Source organism: Rhizobacter sp. SG703 (assembly GCF_012275445.1).
Classification (GTDB): Bacteria; Pseudomonadota; Gammaproteobacteria; order Burkholderiales; family Burkholderiaceae_C; genus Rhizobacter.
The window spans coordinates 364,818-383,667 of record NZ_JAAZQK010000003.1 but is presented as its reverse complement, the minus strand read 5'-3'; the positions used below and the strand labels follow the sequence as shown (position 1 = coordinate 383,667).

The following is an 18,850-nucleotide window of genomic DNA, read 5'->3' as shown; positions in this document are numbered from 1 at the left end:
AATCACAACGTCAAATTCGCAGAGTCAGTCAAAACCAATACTTACAAATTGATTCCCGGCATCCCATACATCACATCCGACCGCAACACATACTTGACCCCTTCCGTTACCGCCGCCCCTTCGTGCCACGTGTGATGGATGAACAGCAATCCGCTTCCCACCTTCGGCACGATCCCGAACGTCCGGAAGTCCGTCTCCCCACCGGCAAAGCCTTCGTTCAAGTACACCAGCAGAGTCAGCTTGCTCGTCAGGCCGTCTTCATGCCACGGGCCGTCCTTGTGCATCCTGAAGCGCTGTCCGGGTGAGTACTTGTAGAAGCGCAATTGCTTCGGCAGCCCAAGCGCCACTTCGCCTTCGAGCGCCGGCAGCGGCATCGCCGCCATCCGTTGCCACACCAACGCGATCCATTCCGGCGCCTCGAACTGCGCACGTTCATTGTTCCGTACGGTGCTCATCACTTGCGGCCCGCCGTCCGTGCGCACCGTCGCCGCGCCAAAGCCCCGCTGCTCCGCCAACTCGATCAGCGCGGCGCACTCGTCGGCAAGCAACAGATTTCGTGTCGAGAACACACGCTCCGAATGGGCCACCCACTGCGGCGGTGGTACGGCAAAGTTAGTCAGGTTCAGCATAGTCATCCAAGGTCAATGGAAGGACGTAGCGGTGTTAAAAACTCCGCCATCTCCGTAGGCAACCAGCGCTTCCCGGAAATCTGCAAGCACATCGCTTCGCAGTGCTTGCAGATGCTCCGGCAGATCTGTCCGGCGCACCTTGATGTAGGCTGAACTCGCCTGCGCGACACCTCCGGTGGTGCCTTGCAATTCCAGCTCGACCGCAACAAGGTCGCCGTGGCGAAACAGCGTCCACGTGGACACGTGCGCCATCTCCTCACGCCCCCTCGTCACGACACGCAAATAAATATTGCGATCTCGGTCGATCGTCCAGTCACGGGAATGCGTGCCGCCGACAACGAACTTCTGATCGATCGATTCGAGGTCGTACTTCTTGACGTCTGCGTCGGAGATGTACTCGTTAGAGAAAGCCATGACTTCCCTCTCCTGGTATACGAGCGTTCTGACCTGAGCGGTCCATGTTCAGAAGCCAAAACTGGTTGCGTTCTGCGACCGAGCGTTCACACCTCCGCCGGCATACGTCGTCAGAGCTTCCTTCAAATCCATGAGGACTTGCGGCCGGCTACTCGCCAAGTCGGTAGCCAGTTCGATGCCCAAGAGTTCGTAGTGAACGGAGCAACCCGCGCTCGAACGGCCGGTTTGCTGATCCAAGCGGATGAGGATCAATTTGCCCTCCCAGTACAACGCGAATCGTTTGTGATTGGCGAACTCCTCCCTCCCCGAGCCCACGAGTCGCAGATAGACATCTCGCTCTCGGTTGATGGTCCACTCCGGACGGAACGTGATGTTGAACAGCCGCCTGTCGGCTTCTTCGATCCCATACCACTTGATATCTTCATCAGAGATGTATTCATTCACGAAGGGCATGATCGATGGCCCTCGGGCGAGCAACGACGTCCGCATTTCACCGATCGCAGACGGCCGTCTGCACCGGGCTCGGCAAGTACTCGATCACACGGCACTTGCCAAGCATCGTTCATCAAGGCCAGCGCAGGCAGCGGCGCGAGGTTCAGGCGGCCCGGGTGGCTGCGGTTGAGCCTGGCCTCAAGGCCCAAGCGCTGGGGAGCCAGCAGCAGGTCGATCGTGATGGGTCGGTGGGTGGGCGGCCAGCCCAGCTGATGGGCGAAGTGGGCCGAGTCAGCGGCCACATGGTGCAGCCTCGCGATCAGGCACCGTGCCATCAGCGGAGAGATTTCCGGCGCCGCAGAAACTGCAGCCGCGTCATCTTCGGGCGATGTGCGCACCGGCGCACTTGGCGCTGTTTGAATCGACACCTGCTTCTCCCTGTTTGCGGGTCATTGTGCGGTACCGCGCAGGGATGCCAGGGCCCCCGAAGGAGGGAGGCTCGACAAGCCATTGCGGTGCTGACGGATGCCGCCCGGCAATCGCCGGCAAGGGGCTTGGAGCTTCTGGCGCAGCGCCGATGGGCGCCGCATTCGATCGATCCGGTTCGCAGCCTAACGCAGCCGCGGCGCGAATCCATCCATCAAGATGGCCATGACAACCACCGCAGGTTCGTGCTGTCGCCAAGCCCGGCCGTTCGGGCCCGGCACTTGCATACAACCCCGCCGCACCCGATCCGGGTGGGCGCTGCAAGCCCTGATGCCTCATTTTGGTGAACCGGCTTGTATGCAACCAATCCATGCCTCACGCTGGTGCCCGCCATCCGCAACAAGCCCGAACACATTGCCGACCGCATCGTCGACGCGATCCTCGCGCGCAAGCTCGCGCCCGGTGCACGGCTCGGTGAACAGCCGCTGGCCGACCTGTTCGGCGTCAGCCGCACCATCGTCCGCGAAGCGCTGACGCGGCTGGCAGCGCGCGGCATGGTCGAGGTCAATTCGCGCCGCGGCTGGTTCGTCGTGCAGCCTTCGCCCGATGACGCCCGCGAGGCGTTCGCCGCGCGGCGGCTGATCGAGACCGGCCTGCTGCAGTCGCTGGCCGCACCGCTGGCGGGCGCGCCGCTGCGGCGGCTGCGCGCGCACGTCGCGCAGGAGCAGGCGGCCGTGGCCGCGGCCGATGCGGGCGAGCGCAGCTTCCTGCTGGGGGACTTCCACGTCTGCCTCGCCGAGTGCGCCGGCAACGGCACGCTGGCCGAGATCCTGCGCGACCTGACCGCCCGAACCACGCTGATCGCAGTGCTGTACCAGTCGAACCACGAGGCCGCGCAGTCGTGTGCCGAGCATGCCGGGATCGTCGCCGCGCTCGAACGCGGCGATGCGGCCGGCGCGGCCGAGCTGATGCGCCGCCACATCGACAGCGTGGCCGCCCACCTCGACCCGAGCGGCGCCGTCGACCCGCTGGCCTCGCTGCGCAGCGCGCTGTCGCCGGTCGGCGGGGTCAAGCCGGCCGGCAAGGCAGGCAAGGCACAGGCCTTGCATACAAGCGCGGCAGTTCGCAAAGGCCTCTTCACGCCGCTGCTGACCGATCCCCCTTCCTCGTCCACCCCGGAGTACTGACGATGAGCCACCGCTGTTTCCTGAAAGCCCTCGGCCTGCTGGCCGCTGCCCCGCTGCTGTTCGCGGCGTCCGCCGCGCAGGCGCAGACCGCGCTCGACGACGTGCTGGCGAAGAAGCTGATCACGATCGCGATCCCGACCGACTACCCACCGTACGGCTTCGTCGGCACCGACCTGAAGCCGCAGGGCCTGGACGTCGACATGGCCACGCTGATCGCCGCGAAGCTCGGTGTGAAGGTCGAGCTGGTGCCGGTGACGAGCTCGAACCGCATCCCGTACCTGCAGACGAAGAAGGCCGACCTGGTGATCTCGACGCTCGGCAAGAACCCCGACCGCGAGAAGGTGATCGACTTCACCGCCGCGTACTCGCCGTTCTTCCAGGCGGTGTTCGGCCCGAAGACGCTGACGGTGAAGACGCCGGCCGACCTGGCCGGCAAGAGCATCGGCGTGACGCGCGGCGCGATGGAAGACCAGGAGCTCGGCAAGATCGCGCCGTCGGGCCTGGACGTGAAGCGCTTCGAGGACAACAACGTGACCGTCTCGGCCTACGTGTCGGGCCAGACCCAGCTGATCGCGACCGGCGCGTCGGTGGCCGGCGCGATGATGGCGAAGAACCCGCAGCTCGGCACCGAGTTCAAGCTGCTGCTGAAGGACTCGCCGAACTTCATCGGCGTCGCCAAGGGCGAGGACAAGCTGCGCGCGAAGGTCAACGAGATCATCGCCGACGCGAAGAAGAGCGGCGAGCTCGACAAGATGGCGGTCAGGTGGCTCGGCCGCCCGGCCGGCGACCTGCCCCAGTGAGCTGAACCGCGCCCGCGATGATCAGCCTCGACTTCCCGGCCGTGCTGGCCGAATGGCCGCTGATGGCCAAGGGCGTGGGCATCACGCTCGCGCTGACCGGCGTGTCGGCGGTGTTCGGCCTGGCGCTCGGCGTGGCCTGCGCGTGGGCGCGGCTGCACGGCGCGGCAGGGCTGCGCTTCGCGGCCGGCGCGTATGTGGAGCTGATCCGCAACACGCCGTTCATCGTGCAGCTGTTCTTCCTGTTCTTCGGGCTGCCGAGCCTGGGCGTGCGGCTGTCGCCCGAGGCCGCATCGGTGCTCGCGATGGTGATCAACCTCGGCGCGTATGCGGCCGAGATCGTGCGGGCCGGCATCGCCGCCACGCCGCGCGGCCAGGTCGAGGCGGCGCGCAGCCTGGCGCTCAGCGAGATGCAGGTGTTCACCCGCGTCGTGCTGCCGCCGGCGCTGAAGCGCGTGTGGCCGGCGATGGTCAGCCAGATCGTCATCGTGATGCTCGGCTCGGCGGTATGCGGGCAGATCGCGACGGCCGAGCTCTCGCATGCGGTGAACCTGATCCAGGGGCGCAACTTCCGGGCCTTCGAGGCCTTCATCGTCGGCACCGCGATCTACCTGGTGCTGTCGATCGCGCTGCGCCGCCTGCTGAACTGGATCGGCCCGCGCCTCATCTTCGGAAAGTAGCCGATGGTCGAGTTCACGCTCTGGGAAATCCTGCGCAACCTGCTGCTCGCGCTGCGCTGGACGGTGGCGCTGTCGCTGGTCGCCTTCATCGGCGGCGCGCTGGTCGGGCTCGCGCTGCTGGTGGCGCGGCTCGCGATGCCGCGCGCCGAACGGCTGATCGCCGGCTACGTGCAGCTGTTCCAGGGCACGCCGCTGCTGATGCAGTTGTTCTTCCTGTTCTTCGGGCTGTCGGGCCTCGGGCTGTCGCTGTCGAACTGGACCGCCGCGGCCATCGCGCTGACGCTCTACAGCAGCGCGTTCTTCACCGAGATCTGGCGCGGCTGCGTCAACGCGGTGCCGAAGGGCCAGTGGGAGGCGTCGAGCGCGCTCGCGATGAACCTGGGCGAACAGCTGCGGCACGTGATCGGCCCGCAGGCGCTGCGGGTCGCGGTGCCGCCGACGGTCGGCTTCGCGGTGCAGATCATCAAGGGCACCGCGCTCGCGTCGGTGATCGGCTTCGCCGAGCTGACCAAGACCGGCTCGACGATCGCCAACGCGACCTTCCGCCCGTTCACGGTGTTCGCATTCGTCGCGCTGCTGTATTTCGCGTTGTGCTTCCCGGTGTCCCTGTGGGCCCGTTCGCTGGAGAGAAAGCTTCATGGTCACGCCTGAGATCACTGCCCCCGCCGCGCCCGAGGCGATCGTGCAGATCGCCGGGCTGCGCAAGCGCTTCGGCACGAACGAGGTGCTGAAGGGCATCGACCTGTCGGTCGTGCGCGGCGAGGTGATCGCGATCATCGGCAAGAGCGGCTCGGGCAAGAGCACGCTGCTGCGCTGCGTGAACGGGCTGGAGCGGTTCCAGGAAGGCTCGCTGACGGTCGACGGCCAGCCGCTGCTGCACGGCAATGCGGCAGCGATGCGCGCGCTGCGCCAGCGCGTCGGGATGATCTTCCAGGGCTTCAACCTGTTCCCGCACCTCAGCGTGGGCCGCAACGTGATGCTCGCGCCGACGCTGGTCAAGAAGAAGGCCGACCCGGATTGCACCGCGCAGGCGCGCCGGCTGCTGGAGCGCGTCGGGCTGGCCGAGAAGTTCGATGCGCAGCCGGAGCAGTTGTCCGGCGGCCAGCAGCAGCGCGTCGCGATCGCTCGGGCGCTCGCGATGGAGCCGGCGGTGCTGCTGTGCGACGAGATCACGTCGGCGCTGGACCCGGAACTGGTCGGCGAGGTACTGCGCGTCGTCGAGACGCTGGCCGACGAGGGCATGACGCTGCTGATGGTCACGCACGAGATGAACTTCGCCCGCAAGGTCGCCGATCGCGTGGTGTTCATGCATGCCGGGCGGATTCACGAGGTCGGCTCGCCGGCGCAGGTGTTCGGCGCGCCGCAGACGGCGGAGCTGAAGCAGTTCCTGTCGGCATTGCACTGAGGGGCCGGCGTCCATGTGCGCACCTCGCCTCAGACCCCGTTCGGGCTGAGCTTGTCGAAGCCTGCGCGCAGCGCTTCGACAGGCTCAGCGCGAACGGTTTGTGTACGCAGAACCCTTCGACAGGCTCAGGGCGAACGGAGAGTCAGGCCAGACCGCTAGCCTCCGTTCAATTCCTTGCGCTTGCGCTCGTCTTCGAGTTCGCGCGCCCGCACGCAATGCGGGTGGTCGTGGAACGCCGGGTTGGTCTCGCACTCGCGCAGGATGCAGGTCAGGCGTGCGAGGAACTTGCGTGCGCCGCAGGCTTCGCCGGGCGTCTTCGGCCCGGCGGCCTCGGTGGCGGCGGCCGCGGCCGGCGTCGTCGCGACGGCCGGCTGTGCTGCCTGGGTCGTCGGCGGCAACTCGGCCACGGCAGCTTTCGGTTCGGCGCGGTGCTTTGCGGCCGCCGCAGGGGCCTTGCCGTCGGCCGCCTGCGCGGCGGCGGGCTCGGACGCCGCGGCGTCCGCCACGGCCGGCAGCGTCGCGACGGCAGCAGGCTCGACGACCGCGGCGACCGGCGCCGACGCCGGCGGCTCGATCGCGATCGGCGCGGGCGCCGACGCGGCCGACGGTTCGGCGTAGGCCGGTTCCACCTCGGGCCCACCGCGACCCTTCATCGCGAACACCGCCGCGATCGCCAGCACGGCGACACCGGCGAGACCGGCGATCAGCACGCCGCGGCGCTTCGGCGGTTCGGCCGCCGGCGGTGCGGCGGCATCGCGGCGCGGCGGCGCAGGCGGCGGTGACAACGCCGGCGCCGAAACCACCGCCGCGGTCCGTGGCGCGACCGCCGCCTTCGGCTGCGTCGCCGCCACCGTCGGCTGGAACACCGTCGGTTGCCCGTCGATCGGCTGCGTCGGCGACCACGCGGCCTGCACCTGCTCGCGCGACACCGGCTGCGTCGCCTCGCCATCGGCGAGCGGCCGCTCCGGCGGCACGAGCCGGCCGTCGAGCGCATCGCGGAACTGCGCGACGTTCTGCGGCCGGTGGCTCGGCCGCACCGCGAGCGCCCAGTCGATCGAGCGCAGCAGCGGCTGGCCGATGGTGCCGCGCTGCACCTCGTCGAGCTGCGCGAGCGGCTTGGCATCGTCGTGCACCGCGCGCGCGGCCGACGGCACCGGCGGCCGGCCGGTGATCACGAAATGCAGCACCGCGCCGAGCGCGTACAGGTCGGTCCACGGCCCCTGGCGCAGCTGGCCAACGTCGGCGTACTGCTCGATCGGCGCGTAGTTCGGCTTCAGGATCGCGGTCAGCGTCTGCGTGCGGTCGCCGATCACGCGGCGCGCGGCACCGAAATCCAGCAGCACCGGCAGGCCCGACGGCAGCAGCAGGATGTTGTCGGGCGCGATGTCGCGGTGGAACACGTCTTCGTCGTGCAGCACCTGCAACGCGCCGAGCAGCGGGTCGATCACGCCGCGGATCCACGCATCGCTCGGCACGCCGGTGAGCGCCTTGCGCTCTTCCTTCAGCGTGCGGCCGGCGTAGTACGGCATCACCATGTAGGCGGTGCCGTTGGCTTCCCAGAAGCGGTAGACCTTGACCAGCGACGGGTGGTCGAAGCGCGCGAGCAGCTTGGCCTCGTTGACGAACGAGCGCAGCCCGATGCCGAAGGTCTCGAGGTGCGCCTGCGAGCGCAGCGACACCTGGTCGCCGTCGCCGCGGGCGGCCATCGCGGCGGGCATGTACTCCTTGATCGCGACCTGGCGCTCCAGCGCATGGTCCATCGCGAGGTAGACGATGCCGAAGCCGCCGACACCGAGCACGCGCAGGATCTCGAACTCGCCGAGCCGGGTGCCGGGACGCAGCGCGCCCTGGTCGTCTTGAAGGCCCGCGCTGCCGGTCGGTGTGCTCATCGGGGCAGTTTACCCGGCGACTTCGCCCCTACACTTCCGCCGTTCCGTCCACCATCCTTCGTCGACCCGACCATGACCACCGACAAGATCACCGCCACCATCTCGACCCGCGCCAACGTCTACTTCGACGGCAAGTGCGTCTCGCACGGCATCGAGCTCGCCGACGGCAGCAAGAAGAGCGTCGGCGTGATCCTGCCGGCCACGCTGCGTTTCACGACCGGCGCGCCGGAGGTGATGGAGGTCGTCGAAGGCGGCTGCCGCATCCGCCTGGACGGCAGCGAGGCCTGGCAGTCGTACGCCGCCGGCCAGTCGTTCTCGGTGCCGGGCCAGTCGGCCTTCGACATCGAGGTGACCAGCACGATGCACTACATCTGCCACTTCGGTTGAGGGGCGGCCGCGGCCGAGCCGGCGCTCCGGCGGCGGGCCATGCGGTGAAACCAATGCAAAATCCGTCAGATGGGACGATCGAGACTTTGGAGCGGAGGGGAGGATCGACGCCGAGCCGGCCTGCTGCTGGCCGCGGTCGGCCTGTGTTGGATCGCAGGCGCGGCGCGCGCGGCGGACGCGCCCGAAGGCAAGCCGCTGCTGACGATCATCGGCGGCATCCAGCACCGCAACGGCCCTGACGGCCTGTCGTTCGATGCAGCGGCGCTGCAGAAGCTGCCGCAGCTCAGCTTCTCGACCCGCACGCCGTGGTACGCGACGCCGCGCAAGTTCACCGGCGTGCGGCTGCGCGACCTGCTGGCCGCCGCCGGGGCACAGGGCCAGCTGGTGCGTGCGGTGGCGTTGAACGACTACAAGGTCGACATCCCGATCGAGGACGCCGCGACCAGCGACGTGATGGTGGCCTGGCTGCTCGACGACAAGCCGATGCCGGTGCGCGACAAGGGGCCGCTCGTCATCATCTACCCGTTCGACGACCAGCCCGAGCTGCGCACCGCGGTGCACTACGGCCGCGCGGTCTGGCAGCTGCGGCTGCTCGACGTCCGATGAGCGGTGCGCCGCCGCCGGTGACAGCGCCCCGCCGCGGCTGGCTGGTGATGCTGGCGACCACGCTGGCGCTGGCGCTGGCGGCCGCCGCCTATGTGCAATGGCGCCAGTACGACCTGCTCGACAGCAGCGTGCACTACCAGAACGACGCGCTCGGCTGGAGCTTCTTCCAACTCGAGACCGAGCACCTGCGGCTGCGCAACGAGATGCACGTGGCGCTGGCCGACCTGTCGCTGTCATTGCCGTTGCAGCAATCGCGTGCCGCCCCGCGCGAGGCGCTGCAGAACCGCTACGACATCTTCGTCAGCCGCATCGGCCTGGTCGACCACGACCGCGCGGCGCGCATCATGCCGGACCACGGCATCTACACGCAGGCGATGCTGCAGGTGCGCGCCTTCGTCGACGAGGCCGACCGCTACCTCGGCGAGAAGCCGGCGGCCGCGCTCGACGCCGCCGCGCTGCGCCAGCTGCTGGTGCGGCTCGACGGGCTGAGCGTGCCGCTGCACGACCTGTCGCTCGGTGCGTCGCACCTGCTGTACGAGCGGGTCTCGCAGCGCAACGCGGCGGTGCGCACGCAATCGAAGCTGAGCCTCGGGTTGACGCTGTTCCAGTGCGTGCTGCTGATCGCGTTCGCGCTGATCGTGCTGCGGCAGTTCCGCAGCCTGTCCGAGCGCGGCGAGCGGCTGCAGGCGCTGGCCGACAACCTGGCGGTGGCCCGCACCGAGGCCGAGTCGGCCAGCCGCGCGAAGAGCGTGTTCCTGGCCAACATGAGCCACGAGATCCGCACGCCCTTCCACGGCATGCTGGGGATGATGTCGCTGCTGCAGGACACGCCGCTGTCGAAGCAGCAGGCCCGCTTCCTCACCACCGCGAAGGAGTCGGCGAACCACCTGCTCGCGATCCTGAACGACATCCTCGACATCTCGAAGCTCGAATCGGGCAACCTGCAGGTCGCGCCGCAGCCGCTGGACCTGGTGGCGATGCTCGGCCAGGTCGACGCGTTGATGCGGGTGCAGGCGCATGCCAAGGGCCTGCAGCTGCAGGTCAGCATCGCACCCGACGTGCCGCACTGGGTGAATGCCGACGCGACGCGGCTGAAGCAGATCCTGTTCAACCTGCTGAGCAACGCGCTGAAGTTCTCGAACGCCGGCATGGTGAGCCTGGCGGTGACGCGGCAGGCCGGCGGTGCGCTGCTGTTCAGCGTGGTCGACACCGGCATCGGCATGGACGCCGCGATGCTCTCTCGCTTGTTCCAACGCTTCTCGCAGGGCGACGACACCACCTCGCGCCGCCACGGCGGCGCCGGCCTCGGGCTGGAGATCTCGCGCAGCCTGGCGCGCTTGATGGGCGGCGACATCGCGGTCAGCAGCCAGGCCGGCGTCGGCAGCCGCTTCGTCGTGACGCTGCCGCTGCCGGAGGTCGCCGCACCGGCCGGCGCCATGCCGGGCCTGGCCGCCGACGGCACGGCGCCCACCCGACCGCTGCGCGTGCTGGTCGCCGAAGACCATCCGGTGAACCGCGCCTACCTGGAGGCGGTGCTCGACAAGCTCGGCCACCAGGCGGTATTCAGCGAAGACGGCGAGCAGGCGGTGCGCGCGGTGCAGGCGCAGGAGTTCGACGTCGTGCTGATGGACCTGCACATGCCGTTGATGGACGGCTTCGCGGCGGCGCGCGCGATCCGTGCGATGCCGCCGCCCAAGGGCGAGCTGCCGATCATCGCGCTGACCGCCGACGCGTTCCAGGAGTCGCAGGAGCGCACCCGCCAGGCCGGCATGAACGGCTTCCTGACGAAGCCGGCGCACCTGCCGCAACTGCGCGAGGTGCTCGGCCGCTACGGGCAGCAGGCGACGCCGGTGTTCACCGCGGTCGACGGCGGCACGGCGGCCGCATCGGCCTCGCCGCTCGACCAGGCGACGGTCGACAACGTCAGCGTCGCGCTGTCGCCGGGCAAGTACGCCGAGCTGCTCGGCCGCTTCTTCGGCCTGCACGGCGGCACGCTGCAATCGCTGCGGCAGACCCAGGGCCGGCGCGACCACGAGAGCATGCGCAGCCAGGCGCATGCGCTGAAGGGCGCGGCGCTGAGCCTCGGGCTGCGCAGCGTGGCCGACAGCGCGACGCGGCTGCAGGAGGCCGCGGCCGAAGGCTCCACGACACCGGTCGAGCCGCTGCTCGACGAGCTGGACCGCCACATGGGGATCACGCGCGACCTGTGCGTGAAGCTCGGGCTGCTGTAGGTTCCATGTCTGGCGTCAAGCGGGCCGAGCGCCGGGCCGCCCCAAGCCGGACCGCATCCCCTCGGGGGATCGACCGGTGTACCCACCGGGCGAGGGGTTGTCATGTAGCCCGGATGGGCGTCCGGGCTACGGACCATGGCGCCAGCGCGCCGCCGCCTGGCCGCGCGTCTCGACGCCCAGCTTGCCGAGCAGGTTGGCCACGTGCCGCTTCACGGTGTGCGGGCTCAGTTCGAGCCCGCGCGCGATCAGCTTGTTGCTGTCGCCGGCGGCCAGGCGCGCGAGCACCTCGCGCTCGCGTTCGCTGAGGCCGGCCAGGCCTTGCGCACGCCCACCACGCGGCGCGGCCGCATCGTCGTCCTGCGGTGCCCGCGCCGCCGCACCGCCGGGCCGTGCCGCGCGCACGGCCGGGTCTTCGCGCGGCGCGAGCGTCGCGGCCAGCCGGCCCAGCACCGCCTTCTGGTCCGTTGACAGCCGCTCGCCCCAGCGCGTGTCGCGCAGCCGCTGCAGCACCGGCCAGCCGCACAGCAGCGCGCCGCCGACCGAGCCGCCCGCCATCGCCCGTGCAATCCACGGCCGCAGCGTCGCCGCGGCCTCGTCGAGCGCGCCCAGCCGCAGCCGCACATCGGCCAGCAGCACCGTCGCCTGCGCGGCCGGGAAGAAGCACGACGGCTCGTGGTCGATCGCCAGCGGCGCCAGCAGCGCCTGCGCGTCGTGCAGCCGCCCGTCGACCAGCGCGACGAACGCGCGGCTGAAGCGCCGGCCGTCGTCGGCCGCCGCCCATCCGCACGGGTCCGGCACCTGCGCGAGCCGCGCGTCCAGCTCGCGCAGCGTGGCCTCGTCCTGCAGGATCCACGCGGCGCGGCCGTGCGTGAAGATCGCCTCGCATTCGTGCGTCAGCCGGTTCGGTGCCGAGCCGTGTTCGGCGATGTCGTGCCGGCATTCCAGCGCCGCCGCATACGCCGCGTCGCGCCGGCCGCCAACCGCATCGATCAGCGTGTGCGCCAGGTGGTTCTCGGTCAGCACGCTGCGCGGCCGGCCGAGCCAGCGGCAGTCTTCGTCGGCGCGCGCCAGCCAGTGCCCGGCCTCGTCGAGCCGGCCGGCCGAGAACGCCAGCCAAACCCGTGCATGCAGCACGCCGGCGCGCAGCTGCGTCGGCGTGTCGCCGAACAACACGGTCGCGCGCTCGCCGAAGCGCTCCAGCAGCCCGTCCATGCCCGGCATGCCAACCCACAGGCTATGGAAGAAGCAGGCGTCCCACACCGCCGGCTCGGGCACGCGTTCCAGCGCCTGCAGCATCTGCGCGAACCATGGCGCCACGTCGGCCGCGCGCGCCTGCGCATACGCCGCCCAGGCCGCGCCGAAGCACACGATGGCGCGCGTGCCGTCGTCCAGCGGCAGCGCCAGCAGCTTCGGCAGCTCGCGCGCGGCCACCTCGGTCTGCGCCATGTTCTCCATCGCGAGGCAGGCATACGCCCGTGCCCGCCATGCCTGCGCCTCCCGGCCGGCCGCCCGGAAGCCGGCCTCGGCCTGCTGCATCGCGGCCAGCATCGTGTCGAACGCGAAGGTCGGGAAGCAGCTCAGCCCGCGCAGGAAATGCAGCTCGGGCCGGCGCTCGAACTCGGCCGGCGGGAACAGCGCCAGCATGCGCGCGAGGCTCGGCCCGCCGCCGATCGCCAGCAGCTCGGCACCGCGCCCGGCCACTGCCTGCGCCGCTTCATCCCAGGCGCCAGCACGCGCCAGGTAGCCGACGGCGCGCGGCAGGTCGTCTTCGCCCTCGGCCGCGCGGCGCAACAGCGCCGGCAGCTCGCCGGCGCACTCGCGTTGCAGCCGGTCTTCAAGGAAATCGCGGAACAGGTCGTGCAGCCGCAGCGTCAGCTCGTCGGCATCGAGCACGCTGACGAACAGGCCGCGCCGTTCCACCTCGGCCAGCAGTCGCGCGGCATGCGGCGACCCGCTGACGCGGGCGCAGCGCGCGGCGGTCAGCTCCGGCAGCACCGCGCAGCACAGCAGGAAGCTGCGCAGCTCGGCCGGCATGTCGTCGAGCACCTCGGCCGCGAGGTAGTCGAACAGGTGGCGCTGCGTCAGCACGCCGGCCCGCGCGCCGTTGCCGCCGGGCCGTGCCGACAGGTTCAGGCGCAGCCCGGCGGCCCAGCCGTCGGTGCGCTCCAGCAGTTCGCGCGCGACACCGGCATCCGCTGGCAGCCCGGCGCCGGCCAGCAACGCGACCACCTCGTCCTGGTTGAAGCGCAGCTCGTACTGGCGGAACTCGCCGAGCTCGCCGGCCGCGCGCCAGCGGCCCATTGCGAGCGGCGGCTCGAGCCGGCTTGCCATCGCCACGCCCCAGCGCGCCGGCAGCCGCTCGATCACCCATTGCAGCAGCTCGAACACCTGCGGATCGGCGATGCGGTGCACGTCGTCGAGCACCAGCAGGCCGCGCGCCGCCTCGGCACCAGCCAGCGCGTTGATCAGCTCGTCGGCCACCGCGCGCAGCCCGCGCTCGCCGAGCGCCAGCGTGGCCAGCGCATCCGGGTCGACGCGCCACGGCAGGTCGTGCGGCTCCAGCGCGCGGCCCAGGCACGCGAGGAAGCGCGGCAACTGGTCGTCCTCGTCGGCGCTGACCCACGCGAGCGCGGTGCCCGGCGGCAGCCACCGGATCTGCCGCGCCAGCGCCGAGGTCTTGCCATAGCCGGCCGGCGCGAGCAGCAGCGTCAGCCGCCGCTGCAGCAGCGAGGTGCCCAGCGCGAGTTCCAGCGCCGGCCGGCCGACCAGGCTGGTGCGCGGCCGCGGCGGCTGGATCTTGGCCAGCGCGAAGGCGTGGGGAGCGGGTGCGGGAGCGGACGACATCGCGGGATTCTGATGGCGCCAGGCGACGCCGAGCCCGCACACGACCTCCTCAAATGGGGGGATGGCCCGCCGTCCCGCGACCGGATGGCTCTTTCGGCCGATGCGGTGCGGCGCCGTGGCCTGCAGCATCGCGACATGCTCGTCATCAACCACAGCGCCCTGCCCCGCGACCCGCCGGACGGCCCGAACCCGCGCGTCGGCGTCGCCGGGTTCGCGCAGGGCATCCGCGGCTTCGAAGCCTGGACGCAGCAGCTGGTGCCGGGCGCGGTCACCGGCAGCCAGCGCCACGACGGCGAGCTGGCCATCCTGGTGCTGCAGGGCAGTGGGAAGCTGCAGCTGCCCGACGGCCCGCAGCGCTTCCAGGCGCCGTGCACGCTGGTCGTGCCACCGGATGCCGAGCACCAGGTCGTCAACCACGGCGGCGGGCTGCTGCAGCTGGTCATCGTCGCGGCTCCCCCGAAAGGGGTGGCTCCTCGCTGACGCGGCCGCTGGCTCCTTCGGGCGATGCCGCGCGGCGGTGGCGCCGGAACACTGCGAACCTCACCGCAACACCCCATCGGATACCAGAGAGAACGCGATGAAAAAATTCACCCACGGCCTGGCCGCCTTGCTCGCCAGCGTCGTCCTCGCCGCATGCGGCGGCGGCGATTCCAACGACGGCGGCAGCACACCGCCGCCAGCCACCGCCAGCGTCACCGGCCAGGTCGTCGACATGGACAGCGACCAGGCGGTGGCCGATGCCACCGTCAGCGCCGGTAGCGCCAGCACGACCACCGCCGCCGACGGCAGCTTCACGCTGAACGGCGTCGCGCCGGCCGACCGCGTGACGGTGAAGGTCGAGGCCGCTCGGCACGGCGCAAACGTCGCCGTCGTGAAGCTCGCGGCCAAGGGCACAGCCGACGTCCGCGTGCGCCTGCTGAAGCTCGCCGCCCCGCAGAGCTTCGACGCCGCGGCCAGCGCGACGATCGGCAACGCCGCCGGCACCGCGCAGGTGGCGCTGCCCGCCAACAGCCTGGTCGATGCGACGACCGGGGCGGCCGTGGCCGGCACCGTATCGGTCAGCGTCACGCCGATCGACCCGGCGCGCGACCCGGAGCGCATGCCGGGCGGCTACACGACGCTGCAGAACGGCAGCGAGCGCACGATCGAGAGCTTCGGCGCCGTCAAGGTCGACTTGCGCGATGCCGACGGCAAGCGCCTGAACCTGAAGCCCGGCAGCAGCGCCACCGTGCGCATCCCGCTGTCGACCCGCTCGCCGAACCCGCCGGCCAGCGTGCCGCTGTGGCACTTCGACGAAGCCAGCGCGCGCTGGGTGCAGGAAGGCAGCGCGACGCTGACCGGCAGCGGCGCGAACCAGTACTACGAAGGCACGGTCACGCACTTCAGCTACTGGAACGCCGACCGGATCGCCGAGACGGTGGCGCTCGAAGGCTGCGTGCAGACCGCCGACGGCAAGCCGGCAGCCAACGTGCTCGTCAGCACCAGCGGCGTCGACTACTCCGGCCGCAGCGCGGCCGTGACCGACGACAACGGCCACTTCGTCGTGCTGGTGCGCAAGGACTCGACCACCAGCGTGTGGGCCGCGACCGACAAGCTCGTCACGCCGATCCACCAGGTGACGATGGGCAGCGAGAACGGCGCGATGACCGAATGCATGGTGCTGGCGCCCGCGACCAGCGGCAGCAAGCTCGCACCGAAGGTCACCAGCAACCCGCGAGCGCTGACCGTGGCGGTCGGCGAGACGGCGATGTTCAGCGCGACCATCGACGGCACGCAGCCGATGGTCTACGCCTGGCTGCGCAACGGCGTCGAGATCGCCGGCGCCGACGGCCCGTACCTGTGGCTGCCCGAGGTGACGCTGGCCGACAACGGCGCCGTCTACAGCCTGCGCGGCACCAACGCCGCCGGCAGCGTGACCACGCTGACCGCGAAGCTCACCGTCAGTGCGACGCCGTTGCCGCCGACGCTGGTGTTCGGCCCGCAGCCCTTCACCGTCGCGTCCGGCGAGACCGCGGTCTTCTCGGTGGCGGTGGACGGCAGCGCGCCGTTCAGCTACCAGTGGAAGCGCAACGGCCAGCCGATCGCCGGCGCGACCGCCGCGGTCTACACCTTCGCGACGGCGGATGCCGACGACGGCGCGCTGTTCAGCGTCAGCGTCGCCAATGCCAGCGGTTCGCTGCAGACCGACGCCGCGAAGCTGACCGTGGTGCCGGCGCAATCGGCCCCTGTGATCACGACGCAGCCGCACGGCATCGTCGTCAACGTCGGCAGCCCGGCCAGCTTCGCCGTCGAGGCCAAGGGCAGCGCACCGCTGAGCTACCAGTGGCAGCGCAACGGTGTCGCCATCGGCGGCGCGACCGGCAGCCTGCTGACGCTCGACGCAGTGACCGCGGCCGACGACGGCGCGCAGTTCCAGGTGGTCGTGACGAACGCGAAGGGCAGCGTCACCAGCGCCGCCGCGACGCTGACGGTCAACCAGGCGAGCAGCGACCAGCAGGCGAAGCTGCTGGCGCTGATGACGCTGTGGCTGCCGGGCATGGAGGCCGCCGGCGCACCGCTGCAGTTCGCCGACGACGACTTCAGGATGCTCGGGCTCGACGCGGTGTGTGCCGGCGGCACCGCCTCGGTCACGCTCGACGGCGCCGCCGCGCCCGCGGCGGGCACGACGCTGCCCACCGGCAACCACACGCTGGCCGCGCAGTTCACCGGCTGCCAGACCGAGGGGGCGTCCGTCTACACCGGCGGCAGCAGCCTGGCGTACAGCTTCGCCGACCTGGCGCACCGCGTCGGCTCGGCGCAGTCGACCGCGAGCGACTTCCGCGTGACGGCCGACGACATCAACGGCGTCGCGAAGACCAGCCGCGTGCAAGGCAACGCGAAGGTCGAGCTCGACGGCAGCCTGAACGGCACGACCGAGACGACGACGCTGCGCTACCTCCCGGCCAGCGGGCTGACGGTGACCGACATGGCGACCCAGTCGGTGGCGAGCTTCAGCGGCGGCACTGCGCTGATGCAGACGGTGATGCAAGGCGTGGCCCCGCAGCAGCGACTGCTGCTGACGCGCGAGGAGTACGCGCAGCTCGCGTTCAGCCGCGGCGGCGTGAACTACCAGGTCGACGGCTTCTTCCAGCTCGACTTCGGCACGCAAGGGCTGCCGAGCAGCGGCAGCGGCACCGTGACGATCAGCGGCAACGGCCAGGTGATCGGCCGCGTGCGCGGAACCGCCGGCGGGCTGGTGGTGGAGATCGTCGACGGCGGGCTGCTGGGCAGCCTGCCGCCGGCGAAGGCGTCGTCGGCCACGGCGGTGGCCCGCTCGCTCGCCAGGGCCGCGGCCCGCGGGCACTGATCAGAGCAGCCCGGTCGTCATCGCCTTCAGGGTGGCGGCGGCGCGGGTGGTGCACTCCAGCTTGCGGAAGATGTTCTCGAGGTGGGCCCGCACGGTGCTCGGGCTGATGCCGAGCGTGCGGGCCGCTTCCTTGTTGCTCTCGCCGAGGCTGATGCGGCGCAGCACCTCCACCTCGCGGCCGGTCAGCAGGGCCGCGGGCTCGGTCGCCTGCGGCGGCTCGGGGGCTCGCGAGGCGCCGCCCAGCGCGGCGACCACGTCGGCGTCGAACAGCCCACGCTGCGCCTCGCGCTGCAGCTGCGCCTGCGCCTCGTCGAACGACAGCGCCGCGCGGCCCGGGCGGGCGGTCTGCAGCAGCACCGCATGCGCCGCCGCGGCCAGCACGCGGGCCTCGATGCCGAGCGCCGCGCCCGACAGTCCGCGGAAGTAGCCCGAGCCGTCGAGCCGTTCGTCGGCATGCGATGCAAGCTCGGCCTCGTCGGCCAGGCTGCCGATGCGGCGCGCGGCCCGCGCCGTCCAGTACGGCACCAGCCGCAGCCGTTCCATCGCCGATTCGCTCGGCGCGCCGGGCTGGTCCCAGAGCGCGTTCGGCACCGCCGCGCGGCCGATGCCGTGCACCAGGCTCGCGCGGTACAGCCGCTGGCGCGACAAGGCTGGCAGTCCCAGGCGCTCGGCACAGGCGGCCGCCACCTGCGCGACACGGCGCGAGTAGCCGGTCAGCCACGGCAGCTTCAGGTCGATCACGTCGGCGATCAGTTCGAGCGAGGTGCTGCCGCCGTGGGGACCGGCCGCCATCGCCGGCGCCGTGTCGACGCAGGCCGGGTCCTGCTCCAGCGTGTGCAGCCAGTCGACGGCATGGCGGCTCACCGCGTCGACCACCTCGGCGGGGTAGGCCGCGCCCGCGCGCGCGGCCAGGTAGCTGAGCGCGCGCTCGAGGTCGTAGACACGGCTGAAGATCTCCAGGTCGCTCGCGGCCGAGACGATGAACACCTCGAACGGGATGTCCGGCGGGCGCAGGCCGTTCGGCTGGCCGTGGCCGTCGGGCCGCTCGAAGATGCGGCGCAGCGGCAGCTCGACGGCCGGCGGCATGCCGAGCGTGCGCGCAACGTCGCCGGAGACTTCGCAATGGATCTGCGCGAGCGGCATCATCGAGCCGGCCAGGTGCGACGGCAGCCCGGCCGCCAGCATCGCGTGCCGGCCGCCGACGTCGTCGCCCATCAGCTCGGAGAATTCCGGCGCGTTCGCAGTGCAGCCCGACCAGCGCAGCAGCGAGACGTAAGCGGCGTTGGCGCAGGCGTCGCCGCCGAGGCCGAGCGTGGCCGCCAGCTGGGCCGCGATCCACGCGGTGCGCGCCGAATGGTCGACCGGCTGGCCCATGCTGAGGTCACCGACGAAGGCAAGCGCCTTGACGGCATCGAAGACGAGGACCTGGGCGTCGGGCGAGGCGGTGGACGGGGTGGACATCGGGAGCGGGCGTGTCGGGATGGGCGAGGGCCTGCCGTGCGGGGCAGGTCCGCATCATGCCGCGGTTGCAGGGGCCGTGAGGGCGATGGGCTGAACTGTCGGTTCGACGGCGGTTC

16 protein-coding genes are annotated in these 18,850 nt (G+C 70.9%); 10 read left to right on the top strand and 6 right to left on the bottom strand.

Going from position 1 to position 18,850, the window contains the following annotated elements:
• Window positions 1–41: 41 nt before the first annotated feature.
• Genes FHT26_RS07355 through FHT26_RS07345 form a run of 3 tightly spaced genes read right to left on the bottom strand, consistent with a single transcriptional unit; the run spans window position 42 to window position 1,487 of the window.
• The gene (locus FHT26_RS07355) at window positions 42–629 is read right to left on the bottom strand and encodes a prolyl hydroxylase family protein (RefSeq protein ID WP_246867762.1); all 588 of its coding nucleotides are present in this window, start codon (window positions 627–629) and stop codon (window positions 42–44) included.
• A gap of 12 nt (window positions 630–641) precedes the next feature.
• Window positions 642–1,043: a hypothetical protein gene (locus FHT26_RS07350; RefSeq protein WP_168559493.1), complete on the bottom strand. Its 402-nt coding sequence runs from the start codon at window positions 1,041–1,043 to the stop codon at window positions 642–644.
• Window positions 1,044–1,091: 48 nt separating this feature from the next.
• Window positions 1,092–1,487: a hypothetical protein gene (locus FHT26_RS07345; protein ID WP_168559492.1), complete on the bottom strand. Its 396-nt coding sequence runs from the start codon at window positions 1,485–1,487 to the stop codon at window positions 1,092–1,094.
• Between the two features lie 767 nt (window positions 1,488–2,254).
• On the opposite strand from FHT26_RS07345, the gene FHT26_RS07340 reads away from it, so the two are divergent.
• The 5 genes from FHT26_RS07340 to FHT26_RS07320 are packed head-to-tail and all read left to right on the top strand — an operon-like array spanning window position 2,255 to window position 5,970.
• Window positions 2,255–3,088: a GntR family transcriptional regulator gene (locus FHT26_RS07340; RefSeq protein ID WP_246867761.1), complete on the top strand. Its 834-nt coding sequence runs from the start codon at window positions 2,255–2,257 to the stop codon at window positions 3,086–3,088.
• Window positions 3,089–3,090: 2 nt separating this feature from the next.
• A complete protein-coding gene (locus FHT26_RS07335) occupies window positions 3,091–3,888 on the top strand; it encodes a transporter substrate-binding domain-containing protein (protein ID WP_168559491.1) in 798 nt (265 codons plus the stop codon).
• A gap of 17 nt (window positions 3,889–3,905) precedes the next feature.
• Window positions 3,906–4,565, top strand: coding sequence for an amino acid ABC transporter permease (locus FHT26_RS07330; RefSeq protein ID WP_168559490.1), 660 nt, complete (start codon window positions 3,906–3,908; stop codon window positions 4,563–4,565).
• Between the two features lie 3 nt (window positions 4,566–4,568).
• Window positions 4,569–5,216 carry an amino acid ABC transporter permease gene (locus tag FHT26_RS07325; RefSeq protein WP_168559489.1) on the top strand — a complete coding sequence of 216 codons (648 nt, stop codon included), beginning with the start codon at window positions 4,569–4,571 and terminating at the stop codon, window positions 5,214–5,216.
• The gene (locus tag FHT26_RS07320; protein ID WP_168559488.1) at window positions 5,203–5,970 is read left to right on the top strand and encodes an amino acid ABC transporter ATP-binding protein; all 768 of its coding nucleotides are present in this window, start codon (window positions 5,203–5,205) and stop codon (window positions 5,968–5,970) included. Before FHT26_RS07325 ends, FHT26_RS07320 begins: the two co-directional genes overlap by 14 nt.
• Before the next feature lie 155 nt (window positions 5,971–6,125).
• On the opposite strand, the gene FHT26_RS29785 is transcribed toward FHT26_RS07320, so the two are convergent.
• The gene (locus FHT26_RS29785) at window positions 6,126–7,859 is read right to left on the bottom strand and encodes a serine/threonine protein kinase (protein WP_246867760.1); all 1,734 of its coding nucleotides are present in this window, start codon (window positions 7,857–7,859) and stop codon (window positions 6,126–6,128) included.
• A gap of 72 nt (window positions 7,860–7,931) precedes the next feature.
• Here FHT26_RS29785 and ppnP point away from each other — a divergent pair, with 72 nt between their 5' ends.
• From ppnP to FHT26_RS29780, 3 genes are all read left to right on the top strand, one after another.
• On the top strand, window positions 7,932–8,246 hold the full coding sequence (gene ppnP / locus FHT26_RS07310) for a pyrimidine/purine nucleoside phosphorylase (protein WP_168559487.1): 315 nt from the start codon (window positions 7,932–7,934) through the stop codon (window positions 8,244–8,246).
• 69 nt (window positions 8,247–8,315) lie between these two features.
• Window positions 8,316–8,852 carry a putative pterin-binding protein gene (locus FHT26_RS07305; protein ID WP_168559486.1) on the top strand — a complete coding sequence of 179 codons (537 nt, stop codon included), beginning with the start codon at window positions 8,316–8,318 and terminating at the stop codon, window positions 8,850–8,852.
• Window positions 8,853–8,869: 17 nt separating this feature from the next.
• Window positions 8,870–11,083 carry an ATP-binding protein gene (locus FHT26_RS29780; protein WP_168559485.1) on the top strand — a complete coding sequence of 738 codons (2,214 nt, stop codon included), beginning with the start codon at window positions 8,870–8,872 and terminating at the stop codon, window positions 11,081–11,083.
• 126 nt (window positions 11,084–11,209) lie between these two features.
• Here FHT26_RS29780 and FHT26_RS07295 read toward each other — a convergent pair whose 3' ends face one another.
• Window positions 11,210–13,927 carry a winged helix-turn-helix domain-containing protein gene (locus FHT26_RS07295; RefSeq protein WP_168559484.1) on the bottom strand — a complete coding sequence of 906 codons (2,718 nt, stop codon included), beginning with the start codon at window positions 13,925–13,927 and terminating at the stop codon, window positions 11,210–11,212.
• Window positions 13,928–14,062: 135 nt separating this feature from the next.
• On the opposite strand from FHT26_RS07295, the gene FHT26_RS07290 reads away from it, so the two are divergent.
• Together FHT26_RS07290 and FHT26_RS07285 are read left to right on the top strand one after the other, a co-directional pair.
• Window positions 14,063–14,407, top strand: coding sequence for a cupin domain-containing protein (locus FHT26_RS07290; RefSeq protein WP_168559483.1), 345 nt, complete (start codon window positions 14,063–14,065; stop codon window positions 14,405–14,407).
• 97 nt (window positions 14,408–14,504) lie between these two features.
• A complete protein-coding gene (locus tag FHT26_RS07285) occupies window positions 14,505–17,273 on the top strand; it encodes an immunoglobulin domain-containing protein (RefSeq protein ID WP_168559482.1) in 2,769 nt (922 codons plus the stop codon).
• Here FHT26_RS07285 and FHT26_RS07280 read toward each other — a convergent pair whose 3' ends face one another.
• Window positions 17,274–18,734, bottom strand: a complete 1,461-nt coding sequence (locus FHT26_RS07280) for an HD domain-containing phosphohydrolase (RefSeq protein WP_168559481.1) — start codon at window positions 18,732–18,734, stop codon at window positions 17,274–17,276. It abuts the gene before it with no gap.
• Between the last annotated feature and the right edge of the window lie 116 nt (window positions 18,735–18,850).